This window comes from Nitrincola tapanii (genome assembly GCF_008368715.1).
Taxonomy (GTDB): Bacteria; Pseudomonadota; Gammaproteobacteria; order Pseudomonadales; family Balneatricaceae; genus Nitrincola; species Nitrincola tapanii.
In genome coordinates this window covers 38,707-52,203 of sequence record NZ_SMRS01000004.1, presented here as the reverse complement: position 1 = coordinate 52,203, position 13,497 = coordinate 38,707, and the positions used below count along the sequence as shown (strand labels likewise).

At 52.3% G+C, this 13,497-nt stretch carries 11 protein-coding genes; 2 read left to right on the top strand and 9 right to left on the bottom strand.

All coding sequences use genetic code 11. From position 1 onward, the window contains the following. Positions 1-14 precede the first annotated feature (14 nt). Both E1H14_RS06085 and E1H14_RS06080 read left to right on the top strand, forming a co-directional pair. A complete protein-coding gene (locus E1H14_RS06085) occupies positions 15-1,433 on the top strand; it encodes a LutB/LldF family L-lactate oxidation iron-sulfur protein (protein ID WP_149390569.1) in 1,419 nt (472 codons plus the stop codon). Further along, the gene (locus E1H14_RS06080; RefSeq protein ID WP_149390568.1) at positions 1,430-2,092 is read left to right on the top strand and encodes a LutC/YkgG family protein; all 663 of its coding nucleotides are present in this window, start codon (positions 1,430-1,432) and stop codon (positions 2,090-2,092) included. The genes E1H14_RS06085 and E1H14_RS06080 overlap by 4 nt, the downstream gene beginning before the upstream one ends. Here E1H14_RS06080 and E1H14_RS06075 read toward each other — a convergent pair. The 9 genes from E1H14_RS06075 to E1H14_RS06035 are packed head-to-tail and all read right to left on the bottom strand — an operon-like array spanning position 2,089 to position 13,459. After that, positions 2,089-4,413: a DNA polymerase II gene (locus E1H14_RS06075; protein WP_149390567.1), complete on the bottom strand. Its 2,325-nt coding sequence runs from the start codon at positions 4,411-4,413 to the stop codon at positions 2,089-2,091. The two genes, E1H14_RS06080 and E1H14_RS06075, sit on opposite strands and share 4 nt — an antisense overlap. Beyond that, positions 4,403-5,398: a diphosphomevalonate decarboxylase gene (gene mvaD / locus E1H14_RS06070; RefSeq protein WP_149390566.1), complete on the bottom strand. Its 996-nt coding sequence runs from the start codon at positions 5,396-5,398 to the stop codon at positions 4,403-4,405. Before mvaD ends, E1H14_RS06075 begins: the two co-directional genes overlap by 11 nt. Next, on the bottom strand, positions 5,385-6,338 hold the full coding sequence (locus E1H14_RS06065; protein ID WP_235017401.1) for a mevalonate kinase family protein: 954 nt from the start codon (positions 6,336-6,338) through the stop codon (positions 5,385-5,387). Before E1H14_RS06065 ends, mvaD begins: the two co-directional genes overlap by 14 nt. Continuing rightward, positions 6,316-7,308 carry a mevalonate kinase family protein gene (locus E1H14_RS06060; RefSeq protein WP_149390565.1) on the bottom strand — a complete coding sequence of 331 codons (993 nt, stop codon included), beginning with the start codon at positions 7,306-7,308 and terminating at the stop codon, positions 6,316-6,318. The genes E1H14_RS06065 and E1H14_RS06060 overlap by 23 nt, the downstream gene beginning before the upstream one ends. Then, positions 7,308-8,474: a hydroxymethylglutaryl-CoA synthase gene (locus tag E1H14_RS06055; protein ID WP_149390564.1), complete on the bottom strand. Its 1,167-nt coding sequence runs from the start codon at positions 8,472-8,474 to the stop codon at positions 7,308-7,310. The genes E1H14_RS06060 and E1H14_RS06055 overlap by 1 nt, the downstream gene beginning before the upstream one ends. Positions 8,475-8,489: 15 nt before the next feature. Further along, positions 8,490-9,521 carry a type 2 isopentenyl-diphosphate Delta-isomerase gene (fni, locus tag E1H14_RS06050; RefSeq protein WP_200834046.1) on the bottom strand — a complete coding sequence of 344 codons (1,032 nt, stop codon included), beginning with the start codon at positions 9,519-9,521 and terminating at the stop codon, positions 8,490-8,492. Then, positions 9,518-10,558 carry a hydroxymethylglutaryl-CoA reductase gene (locus E1H14_RS06045; protein ID WP_149390563.1) on the bottom strand — a complete coding sequence of 347 codons (1,041 nt, stop codon included), beginning with the start codon at positions 10,556-10,558 and terminating at the stop codon, positions 9,518-9,520. Before E1H14_RS06045 ends, fni begins: the two co-directional genes overlap by 4 nt. Before the next feature lie 47 nt (positions 10,559-10,605). After that, on the bottom strand, positions 10,606-12,180 hold the full coding sequence (locus E1H14_RS06040; protein ID WP_149390562.1) for a tetratricopeptide repeat protein: 1,575 nt from the start codon (positions 12,178-12,180) through the stop codon (positions 10,606-10,608). A gap of 55 nt (positions 12,181-12,235) precedes the next feature. Continuing rightward, a complete protein-coding gene (locus tag E1H14_RS06035; RefSeq protein WP_149390561.1) occupies positions 12,236-13,459 on the bottom strand; it encodes an argininosuccinate synthase in 1,224 nt (407 codons plus the stop codon). Between the last annotated feature and the right edge of the window lie 38 nt (positions 13,460-13,497).

The following is a 13,497-nucleotide window of genomic DNA, read 5'->3' as shown; positions in this document are numbered from 1 at the left end:
TGAGAGGAGTTTTCATGCAAATTCGTAGTCCTGAATTCAAACAAAATGCTCGCATCGCGTTAACCGATGTCGGCCTACAAAAAGCACTAGGCAATGTGAAAACCGGTTTTCCAGACAAGCGTGCGAAAGCCGTCGCGCGTATGCCGGAATTTGATGCCTTACGTGATCAGGCCCGTGATCTGAAAAATCATATTTTGCAGCATCTCGATCTCTATTTAGAAATCTTTGAAGCCAATGTGATTAAACAAGGCGGGCAGGTCCACTGGTGCCGCACTGCCGAAGACGCACGCCAAACCATCCTGCGACTCTGCCAAGAAGCCGGTGCCAAAACGGTGACCAAGGGCAAGTCCATGGTCAGCGAAGAGATCAATCTCAACGCACACCTTGAAGCCCATGGCATTCAACCGGTGGAAACAGATTTAGGGGAGTACATTTTACAGCTGCGCGGTGATCATCCCAGCCATATCATTGCTCCAGCGATCCATCTCAATCTGGAAGATGTTTCCGAAACCTTCCATCAGCATCATCACAAGCCGAAATCCATGGATGCCGCCGTCTTGATGCAAGAAGCACGTGAGACACTGCGCGAGAAGTTTGTGGTCGCCGATGTCGGCATCACGGGCGCGAATTTCCTCGTCGCCGAAACAGGGTCTACTCTGATCGTGACGAACGAAGGCAATGGTGACCTCACGCAAACCCTGCCCAAGACACACATTGTTGTCAGCTCCATCGAGAAGGTCGTGCCGACACTGGAAGATATGTCGTTGTTTCTGCGCTTATTGGCACGTTCGGCAACCGGGCAAGAATTCACTGTCTATAACACCCTTTCCAGCGGCACCAAGCGCCTAGGCGATCAGGATGGCCCTGAAGCCTTCCATGTAGTGCTGGTGGATAATGGTCGCAGTGACATGCTCGGTGGTGAATTACAAGAGATGCTGCGCTGTATTCGCTGTGCCGCATGTATGAATCACTGCCCAGTGTATGGCGCGATCGGGGGCCATGCCTATGGCTGGGTCTATCCAGGACCGATGGGCTCAGTTCTCACGCCACAAATGATTGGTATTGAACAGGCTGCTCTCCTACCCAACGCTTCAACCTTCTGTGGCAAATGTGAAGAAGTCTGCCCCGTGCGAATTCCTCTGCCTAAACTCATGCGTCATTGGCGTAAAAATGAGTTTGAGCGCCACCTAACCCCACAAGCCGCTCGCTGGGGCCTAGGTATTTGGGCCTTTTTTGCTAAACGTCCGAGCCTTTACCGCCTGCTCAGTCGCATCAGCAACCTCAGCCTGCGCTCACTCGCGGGCAAAAAGCAGCGTATTGAAAAACTGCCATTCGGCCAGGCTTGGACACAGATGCGTGATATGCCAGCCCCCAGTGGTAAAACCTTTATGCAACAGTGGCAGGCCCGCAACAAAACAGGACATAACTCATGAGTCGAGCTGATATTTTTGCCAGCATCCAACGTGGTTTAGGACGCCGCCAAGCCTCCGCCGCTGAGCGCGCCGCCGTGGAACAGCGTCTGAACGCCAAAGCACCCAACTTAATTCCTGCGCGCGGCCAGCTGTCGGGGGAAGCCTTACAACAACTCTTTATCAGCATGGCTCAGGAAGCCTCTGCTGAAATTATCGAGTTGACACGGATCCAGGAAGTGCCGCAAGCCGCAGCCCTGTGGTTACAGGAAAAAGGGATTGAGGAGCTGGTACTGGCCAGCGATCCTGAGCTGCAAGCACTGGATTGGTCAAGCACGCAAGGCGTTTTGCGCCGTGAAGGTGTGGCTCAAGCCGGTGATCTCGCCAGCCTGACCTTGGCGTTTGCCGGTATCGCCGAAACCGGCACACTGATGCTTTACTCACACCCAGACAGTCCAACTTCATTAAACTTCCTGCCTGACAATCATCTCCTGATTCTGCGCCGTGTCGACCTGGTCGGGGTTTATGAAGAAGCATGGAATAAGCTGCGTACACAGGTCGGTGAAAACTGGCCACGGACAGTGAATATGATTACCGGCCCTTCACGAAGTGCGGATATCGAGCAGAAACTGCAAATGGGCGCTCATGGTCCCAGACGTCTCGTCATTTTCCTGATCGACTAAAACAGGCTCAACTGCGGCTGGATACACTCATCAAATGAAGTGCCCAAAAACGGCAAGAGTGTATCCGCCACCGGCCTGAGTTGTTTATCCAAATAGTGTTGATAATCGATGGGAGACTGCCTGAGCTCGGCAGGTTCAGCGCCCTGCAAGGTAATCAAATAACCGATCGAATCACCTTGAGTTAAAAGCGGCCAACCTTGGCTTTGATAGTAGGCATTTAAGCAGCGTGCAGCACGCACATGAGGCGGACGACTTTTGACATAGGCTTCAGGCGGGCGGCGTAACCGACGTTGATAAATCAACAGCGCATCGCTTTCACCAGAAAGCAGCTGCATCACCGTCTCTTGTAACCATTCCAACCAGGGTTGATCGGTAAATACGCGCTCAAACAGCGTTTGTTGAAACTGGCGCGCCAAGGGTGTCCAATCACTCCGCACCTGCTCCAATCCTTTAAACACCAGGTGTTTCTGCCCCGAAGCTGAGACCTTTAAACCGGCATAGCGTTTTTTGCTGCCCTGTTCAGAATGACGCATTTTAGGCATTAAAAAGCGTTCATAATGCGCTTCATACTCCAACTCTAATGCCGAATTCAGTCCCCACTGCTGCAATAACCTAGCTTGCCACCATTGCGTTAGACGCTCAGCTAAAGACCGCCCCAAGGCTTCTGCCTCCTCAGCCTCCAATGTCTGTTGTAACCAAACAAAAACAGAATCCGTGTCACCATAAATCACCGGATAGCCCAAGGTATCCTGTAAATAATCCGCTGTTTCGGTAAGGATTTGATGACCCCGTAAGGTGATGGAGGCGGACAAGCGTTGATCAAAAAAACGACATAGATGCGATCCCAACACCCCATAACAGGCATTCATCTGTATCTTGATCGCTTGCGACAGGGCCGACTTATTCTGACGCTTAGCCTCATCACGTGCTTGCCAGAGACGCTCGATCAACTGCGGCAATAGATGCCCCTGACGTGCAAACTGAGCCCCTAAAAAACCGGGAACCGGATCTTCAGCCCCCTCCTCGGCCAAACACAGCCCTAAAGGATCGATCAAAAAGGTACGAATGATACTCGGATACAGGCTTTTAAAATCTAGAACCAATATATGTTGATAGAGTCCTGGCCGCGACTCCATCACAAACCCGCCGGGCACCTGCTCAGTGTGCAAACCGGAAGCATACTCAGGCGCAACATATCCCGAACGATGCAAAGAGGGTAGATAAAGATTATCAAACGCTTGGGCCGAACCTCCCATCTTATCCAAAGGCAAGCCGGTCAAACCGCTGCGCTCAATCAAAAAATCGATCAGTTCCGTCTGGGCAAAAATATCGCTGACTAAACGGGTATCTTCCAGGTTATAGGCTACCAACGCATCTGGGTCTTCTTCATACAGACGCTGAATTTCACGCCCTCTCTCCTGCTTAACCTGAATCGCTTTACCGCGCCCAAGCAAGGCTTGCGCCACAGATTCAAGGCTAAAGCTTGCAAACTGCCAGGTGGCCGATTTCAGCAACGCAATACCATCCAGTGCCACCCGTCCAGAAAGACGTGCAAACGCGCGCCCTGACTCGGCTAACTCTAGGCGCAAGGCTTGCTCATCACGACCTAAACGCAGCGTCACTCCGCACTTTTTAGCACGCGCTAGCAGGACTTTGAGATCAAACTCAATGAGGTTCCAACCGATAATCAAATCTGGATCCAAATGTTGAATCCAAGCTTGCAGGCTCAGCAGAAGTGCTTTCTCATCGGCACAATGCTCAACATAAGGCAAAGTGGAGATACGCCCCTGTAGCAGCACTTTCTCCAGGTCGGGTGTATGCAAGGCGATCGACAACACCTCTTGGCTGTGCAAGCGCGTTTCGATATCGAGCGAGACATAACGAAACTTAGGTCGAAAAGGGATCGCACGCAGGCCCAAGCCTTGTGGGGTCTGCACCGCCTGCGCACCGGAAAAAATAAAGCGCTCCGTCAGATAACGATCAACGGGACGAATATCCTCTTCCATCATCGCAATACCGGCCAGCTGCAATCGTTCACGCGCGGCGCGCCAGGTTTTTAAACTACGGCTATACAGACCGGCCACCGGACGTGCACGCAGATCCTTGAGCGCCAGCGGCTTGAGATAATAATCAGGCAGGCCTTGTAACAGCGTCTGGATCGTCTCTAGATCTTTTTGACACACAAAAAACACCGCTTCCTGAGCCGGAATCTGTACCGCAAATGCCTGCTCAATACCGGCTAGCCAGTAGGTCAGCTCAATGCCCTGGGGCGTATCACGCTGCTGGCGTGTCAGCGGAAATCCGATACGATCAGATCTCATCCACAAAAGGCTGCAAAATCTCTAAATCGGGAAAAGCTGCTTCCACCTGCTGACGATTCTGCGCTTCGAATAACAGCTTAAGATTAGGCCCCGCATCCATGGTGAAGAAAAGCGGTAATCCCTGCTGACGTAACTGCCAAACTTTCTGCATTGCCTGCAAAGAATCCGGCTGCCAATAGAGCAGCGGTGGCCAGGAGGCGATCATAGTGGCATGCATCGACAAGGCATTATGTTCAGCACGTGCACCGAGCAGGGCAAAATCCTGCTCGGCGATGGCCTGACGCAAGGCTTGTAGATCCGCAGCCGCTTGTGCAGGCCAACTCTGGTAGAGATGTGCCGTCTCCAAAGTCCTTTGCATGCCACTGCGCGAATCCACCGCCTTCACCGAAGCATCTACTTTTAACAACCCGATACAGAGTTGTGGCCAGGTGTGCGGCCAAGGGATGGCATGGGAATCCAGACCATCACTGCGCTGCCCCATCTGCCACTCCACAAAACCATGAAAGATCGAACGACAAGCACTGCCACTTCCCAAGCGCGCGAGCACCGAAAGCCGCGCGTCTGACAACTGCAATTGAAAACTTTCGTTTAAAGCGCGTGCCAAGGCAGCAAAACCGGACGCGGAGGACGCCAACCCCGCTGCCGTTGGAATGCTGTTATGCGTGTCGATACGTAATTTGGGTTCTTCAGGGAAACGCAAGCGCTCCAAGAGCCTGAGCAAACGTGTGCTGAACTGGCTACTCGGCGCTTGCGGTACCCCATTGAGCCAAACTTCATCCGCGGCAGCATCGATGGGTGTCAGCTGCGTTTGAGTACCCAGATGTCCAAGCGATACCGACAAAGAGGGGTTGATCGGCAGGTTTAAGGCGGCATCACGTTTACCCCAGTATTTGCAGAGCGCAATATTACTCGGCGCAAAATGTGAACCCGAGGCTAAGACACCCGGACTTTGCGTTTGACCACTGAGTTGTTCACGCAGATGCATCGACTTCTCCTACTTCAGTTCCACGTGGCGATACACGCACAGATAGTTGACTATAGGGTGCCAGCACCTGAGGGGCTAACTCACCCAACAGCAGGACACAATCTCCCAGCCCGGAGCCGGAGATCTTAGCACCGAGGATCGCGGGCAAAGCACGCGCACGATAGATAATTTCAGACAGGGTCGCATCATTCACTCCCAAAGCATCCATCAAGCCTTGATAGGTGTTCATCAACTGGCCCAGTGTTATCCAGTCCTCTTGACGTAAGGCGTCAGCCATCGCTTCACTGGTCTGCCCCATCAAACGATAAAGTGCCGCCAGTAGATCAGGCTGAGTCTGCCAACGCTTCTCCACCCAACGCAGAACATCAGGCGTTTTCATTTTGTATCCAGAAAAGACCAAGCTCAACGGTATCTGTCCTGCAAGCCTCTCGATCTGACGCGGTTGCATACGATAGGCCACCAGCCCTCCATACAGACTGGCCGCCAAATCACTGCCAGATCCGCGCCCTGCCTGCACTTGGTGAATGGTTTTTAAGCCTTGCTCGAAAGCGCGATCTAAGGCGATTTCTTCACCCAAAAAAACCTGCAGACCCAGCTGCATCGCCGCCACCACGGCCGCCGAAGAGCCCAATCCCTGCTCATGTGAGAACTCTGACGCTATCTGTAAGTCCAGGCCACAGGGCAGTTCCGACAAACGTGCAGTGAGCGCAGCCAGCACAAAACTTAATGCCGGCTCAGGCGGCAAAGCATCCAAAGAGCCTTGATACTCAGCTAATGCACTATGAATATGAATTTGACGATCACCACGTACCGTCCAATGCAGATGTATACGCGCATCTACAGCGGCGACAAGTGCCAATTCACCCTGTAAGACAGCATGTTCACCACTCAGCATCAAGCTGCCCGGTGCGGATATTTTAAAGGTTGAAGGCCTGCGCACCCTGCGTCTCCTGTTGTAAAACACCCCAGCGATATTCAGAGGGTAGGTTAAGATCAGCCGGAGTGTGCTCAGGCATCCAGGCAAGAAGCAGACCCGCGGCGTCACCGCGTATACTGCCTGCACCGGAGATCTTTGCCGCCCCCCCCAAAGCTTCAATTTTACGCACCCAAACCCTGACGGCTTCCGGCACGACCTGCAAAGCTTCGAGCAGACGCTGGTTTTGCCGTACGCCTTCAGCGAGAGCCTGGGGTTGCGCACAAGCAAGATCTTCAGCCACCTGTTGAAAAGCTTGCCAGATCTCTGAATGGGCGTGGGTTAAGCGCACCTGCTCTACACACTCCCCCGTCGTGGCCTCAGGCACTCCGGTAAAAATCCAATACCAGTGGGCATCCAATAATGGCCCCTGGACGCTCTGAATCGCTTGACCACACACTCGACTCCAGCCGCCCTGGCACACACTCGCCGCATCGGTATAACTACCACGACCGTGCTGTAAACGCTCACACTGATAGACCAATTCAATACGCTCAGAGAGCGGCAGTTTAGGTGCCAACAGACAGCTGGCAGCAGCAATTAAAGCCGCCGAGGAGCCCATACCCGCACCTAAAGGAAGATCGGAATGAATACGCAGCGATCCGCCTAAACGGGTCAAGTCGGCCGCCTCAGCAGCCCGTGCCAGACTATAAGCAAGAAGTTGATGTGGATGGGTTAAAACCTGCTGAATCGGCAAACGCCCTGCCGAAAAGTCGGCATAACGCTGATCGAGTTGCGCGCTTAAGCGACGTAATTGTTCCAAGGAATAGCGGCAGGCTGAGTGCTGCAGATGCGTCCAGTTCAGCGAGCTGTCCGGCATCTCTAACCACAGCATACGCACATGCAAATCTACCGCCGTGGCCAGTGCGGGAACGCCATAGACCACGGCATGCTCACCCGAAAAAATAATTTTGCCGGGCGCCTGAGCGACACGCATCAGCAGATCACATATTCACGCTTATGGTGGGAGATGGCCGCCAGTCGAAAACGTCCCGGCGTAGTATGCGGAATCATCAGGCTTTCGCCCTGCTGTGGATCAGGGTGATGCCAGAGTTGCAAATACTCATCGTAACTCACCGCCTGGCGGGCTTCGAGCAGCTGTGCATGGCGTTGGCGATGTAGGGCCTGCTGGTAGCCAGGCATGACACGCCCGCTAAAAAACTCCGCAACACAGCCTGAGCCATAACTGAAGAAACCTATCTTTTGTTCAGACAGATTTTCTTGGCAATGCTCCAATAAAGAACACAAACCAATATACATAGATGCCGTATAGCTGTTACCGATGATCTGGTTGTAACGCAGGGTATCTTCTATCTGCTGCTCAATTTCCACAGGTGTGAGTTCGGTGTGGTTGAGCTTGGCCAGATGCTGATGCGCCTTCTGCGCCATGCGGCTAAAAGGCAGATGGTAACAGAAACGCCCAAAATCAGTGAAACTTGCCGAAGTCGCCTGAACAAAATGTTCCCAGGCCTTTTTCAAAGCTTTTAAATAGATTTTGGTGGAGTATTTACCATCTACGAGTGCGGTTGCACGATAGTTCGGACGCCAGAAATCCATCACATCGTCTGTAAAGTTACCCACCTCTGGGTAGATCTCCAAGAGGCGCGGGGCGGCACTGATCAGCATGGCCACCGCACCGCATCCTTGAGTGGCTTCACCGGGTGTCCCCAGCTCATAGCGTGCGATATCGGACGCGATCACCAGCACCTTGCGTTCAGGTTGACGCTCTACTAAAGCACAGGCCATCTGCAAAGCTGCCGTGGCACTGTAACAGGCTTGTTTCAATTCAACGACACGACAATTAGAGTGCAAACCCAGCAAACGATGTACATACACACCAGCTGATTTGGATTGATCAATACCCGTTTCAGTGGCAAATAGCAGCGTGGAAATGGTATCAGACCCAATACGTTCAATAATGGGTAGAGCGGCATTCGCAGCCATGGTGACGATATCTTCGTCGGGCGCAGGCATGCCCATTTTTTCCTGGCCTATGCCGGTATAGTACTTCTCAGGGTCTGTCTGCTGTTGCTGCGCTAGCGTTCTCAGGTCCAGATAATAGTTGGACGTATAAAAGCTGATTTCGTCGATACCCACTGACATATCCGGCTTACTTCCTCAACGCTCTTCTAGGATAAGCGCTTTGTTCCTGAACAAACCGGCTACATTCTGTGTACCCAGCAGAAACATCGCAGTAATAAATTCTCGGCGCAAGCGCTCAATGGCGTCTACAACGGCCTCAACCGATTCCATGGCTGGGCGTAACAAGGGGGCCGCCACCCCGCAAAGCGAGGCGCCGAGTATAACAGATTTGGCCATGTCTATCCCATCTCTGATACCGCCACTGGCGATAAACACAGCTTCATCCATCCAGGGTTCAGCGAGACGCAGTGCAAGGGGCGTCGGAATTCCCCAATCTTGGAAGGTCAAACCCAGATCACCTGAAGCTTCGGTGCGACGGTGATGTTCGATGCGACTCCAAGAGGTACCTCCACTACCGGCCAGATCAAAGAAACGGATCCCCTGAGCAAAACCTAGTGCAATATCCGCTGGCGACAAACCTGACCCCACCTCTTTCAAAATGAGAGGACGCTGTAAACGGCTTTGCAGCAAACCCAACTTTTCGGCTAAATGACGAAAATCGGTATCGCCTTCTGGCTGCACAGCCTCTTGGAGCGGGTTCAGATGCATAAAGAGCGCATCTGCGTCTAACACATCAATGGCAGCTTGGAGTGCATCTTCGCCCAAACCATAATTCAGCTGCACAGCCCCAATATTGCCAATCAACACCGCATCCGGTGCCCACTGGCGTAATGCAAAACTTGCCTCGGCTTGAGGATGGGTAAACATGACGCGCTGTGAACCCACCCCCATCGCTACACGACAGATCTGTGCAGCTTCCGCTAAATTGCGATTGATCTGACGCACCAGCTCATGATCGCCTCCGGTCATGGATGAGATCAGTAAGGGAAAGCTCAACCGCTTCCCAAGAAACTCAACTTCGGGATCGATCTCATCTAAGGCAAGCTGTGGTAAGGCCCGATGCAGCAGATGTATGGACTGGAAATAACGAGCGTTACGATCGGTTTCAGCATCCCGTTCTATCACACGGATGTGTTCAATTTTACGCTCATTGGTCAAATCCATCATGAGCGCTCCAATCTCAGATGTGCATCCATCAATTCACCCGGATTGGTCTGCGCTGCCAACAAGGATAACTCGCCACAGAGCACGGTAGCGCCACAGATGGCCGCTAAGCGTCGGGCATTGGCGCCCGGCTCACGGGCGTCTAAGCATCCAAGGCGGCGGAGATTTTCTTCCACAAAAGCAATGCCTTTACCATTCCCTACACTCCCCACAATCAGGTTCGGCAGCGTACAGGAGAAATAAAGATCATCACCGCGCACCTCGGCATGCACCACGCCTTGTGAACCTTCGATAATATTGGCAGCATCCTGGCCCGTGGCCAGATAAAAGGCGAGCAACATATTGGCATAGTGCGCATTCGCACTGCGCACCCCACCGGCCAAAAGGGTGCCGATCAAATTCTTTTTAATATTGAGATCAACCACCTTCTCCGGCGTTGTATTGAGCTTACGCGCACAGAGATCACGCGACAATGTCAGCTCACTGATCACATATTTTCCGCGTCCGAGAATGCCATTGACCGCCGTCGCCTTTTTATCGGAGCAATAATTAGCTGAGATGGAGGAGTAACGCAGCTGTGGATACTGCTCTAGTATCCAAGGCAAAAGCCGATCGGCCGCATGAGTCACCATGTTGTGCCCCGATGCGTCGCCGGTTGTGAATTCCAGACGCAAATAGATCAGATTGGCCACAATTTGGCTGTGCATGTCGATCAAACGCGCAAAACGACTACTGGCCGCGACCACCTGATTCAACTCCGGCAAACGTGCTTTAATCGCTTCCACCGCTTGATGTGCCGCCCAGGCGTCTTCAGCTTCCAGCAACACCGAGCGGGTCATACGCTCATCAATCACCTGAGTGACGATCCCTTTTTCTGTCAGTGCCGAGACACGCGCTCCGCGTCCGACTGAATGCCACAAGGGTGTTTCGTAGGTAGCCAAAGGCACACTGATTTTCTCACTCAGTGTTTGACCAGTAATATGCAGAGGTCCGACCCAACGCATGGGTATCGGAGCCTGAAGAATCTTGTGAGATTTCATAGGGTCCTGAGCCGCGAAAACGCGAAATTTTAGCCACCTGCCAAGGCTTATGCAATCTCGGCGGGGCTTACCAATTCGTTGAAACGCTGGTAAAGCACTTGATAGCGCTGCTGTTGCCGCCGACTCATCACGCCATATTGCGTCGATGTAATCACTTCTGCACAACGCCGCAGCAAAACCGAATTGTCGGGCTCACGGCGCAAAAGCTCAACGCCGGCTTGCAATAAATTCAACCCAACCCCCGGATTTCCCGGTTCCGCTAACCAAGCCAATTCAAACTGCCGAAAAGCCTCATCCACATCTTTTTTGCGAAAAGACAACATGCCTTTCAGATTTTCACGGCCCCACTCCACACTCGACATCTGTTTGGACACAGACTCGCGCCAGTTCAACGCTTGATCGGCCATCACGCTCGCATCTAAACCATCGACCAACAGATCCAAAAGTGTAAGCTGCGCATCCAAATTTAAACGCGAAAACTGATCAATTGCATCACGTGCCGCAAAATCGGCTTTTTTCTCTTCCGCATGCGCACGATAAATTTCAGATGCCATAAGACGCGAGCGAAAACGAATTTGCGGATCATCAAGAAAGTCATGTACGGCACTCTCTAATGCCCTCACCGCTTCCTCTACCAAGGCCGGTTGCTGACCTGAGTTCTGCACCATCTGTTGCTGTAAAACACGCACCCAACCAAAATAATAATCGGGGTGTTGAAAGGCCGAGTAACGCGCATAGTTGACCGCTTGGCGAAACCCCTCCATCGCCAAGCGTAACTCATTCGACATCGCGGCACGGTTAGCCAGCTCGGCATGCAACAAGGGCACTGTCGGTTGCAACATCACCGCTTTACGTAAAAGTGTGATCGCTTGATTACGTTCACCGAGAATCCAATGCAAACGCGCCAACCAGGTGAAGGCTTCTGTACACACCTGTTGTTCATCAATCACCTGGGTAAATTCACGCCGCGCACGCGGATAATCCGCCAGATGGTAACTGGCAATTCCAATCGCCACCCTCACCCAGGGTTTATCTTGAACTCTGGCAATCTGCTCAAATAGATCCCGCGCCTCAGCAAAACTCTCCAGCTCCAGTAAAATCAAGCCACGTAAACGCATCAGCATCACATTCAAGGCGGGAAACTGCTGCTGAATACGCTGACATTGATCCAAGGCCTCTTGCCAACGGCGCTCATCGATTAAACGTTCAACCGGAGAGAGTACCTGCTTAAGACGCTGGAGCTTTTCCAACTGGGTTCGTAATCGAGCTTGATCATAAGGCTTGGAGATATAGGCATCTGGCGCATGTTCGGGCGAACCCAAGAGTAGACGTGAGCGTTCTGGATCAACCACCAGCAAAAAACTAGTCGAATATAAACGCCGCCCAGCGGCACGCAGTTCCTGCATCACCTGCAGACCATTTTTATCCTGCGGACCTAAATCATAAACCAGAAAACAGAGATCGACCGAAATCTCTTGTAAGAGGCTGACCGCCATATTGACTGAAGAGGCGACCTGGATGGAGGTAAAACCCAGAGCATTCAACATCTGCCGGAGCAGATCCAGATCCTCTAGGTTTTTTTCAACAATCAGTACCGACAGCTCTGAGAATTGGCTCGCCATAATCCGGTCTTATGAGGCAGAGGAGACCCTCTGCCGGTGACTGCAACGCCAGTGATCAATCGATCAGCTTGCGCCCTTTGCTGGCTGCAATGCGCATGCGTAGAGCATTCAATTTGATGAAGCCCTCGGCATCCTTCTGATTGTATGAACCTGCATCATCTTCGAAGGTTGCAATACTTTCATCAAACAGGCTATTACTGGAGCGACGACCCACAAGGATCACATTGCCTTTGTACAGCTTCAGACGCACTTCACCATTTACATGGCGCTGGCTGAAATCGATCATCTGCTGCAACATTTTACGCTCTTCTGACCACCAGAAGCCGTTATAAATCAGCTTAGCATAGCGTGGCATCAACTCATCTTTTAGATGCGCCACTTCACGGTCTAAGGTGATGGATTCAATCGCACGATGCGCACGCAACATGATGGTTCCGCCCGGGGTTTCATAACAACCGCGTGACTTCATGCCGACAAAACGGTTCTCAACGATATCCAAACGACCAATACCGTTTTCGCCACCCAACTTATTCAGGGTCTCCAGCACCGTCGCTGGGCTCATGCGCTCACCATTGATCGCAACGATATCACCCTTCTCGTAGGTCAGCTCGATGTAAGTGGCCTGATCGGGTGCCTGCTCAGGGCTGACACTCCAACGCCACATATCCTCTTCAGCTTCCGCCCAAGGCTCTTCCAACACACCGCCTTCATAGGAGATATGCAGCAGGTTGGCATCCATAGAATAAGGGGATTTCTTTTTCTTGTTGCTGAAATCCACTGGAATATTGCGCTCTTCGCAATACTGCATCAGTTTCTCACGTGACGTCAGATCCCACTCACGCCAAGGTGCAATCACTTTCACACCGGGTTTTAAAGCATAGGCACCCAACTCAAAGCGTACCTGATCATTACCCTTACCGGTGGCACCATGAGAAATCGCATCAGCGCCCGTTTCATTGGCAATTTCGATCAAACGCTTGGCAATCAAAGGACGTGCAATCGAGGTTCCCAGCAAATACTCACCTTCATAGATGGTGTTAGCACGGAACATCGGGAAAACGAAGTCACGGACAAACTCTTCACGTAGATCTTCGATATAAATCTCTTTGACACCGAGGGCTTCAGCCTTAGCGCGGGCAGGCTCCACCTCTTCACCCTGACCGATATCGGCGGTAAAGGTGACCACTTCACACTGATAGGTATCTTGTAACCAACGAACAATGACAGAGGTATCGAGGCCGCCGGAATAGGCCAGCACGACCTTTTTAATTTCGGACATTTCATGCTCCAGATGACTGAAACCGGCTACCCACCGCG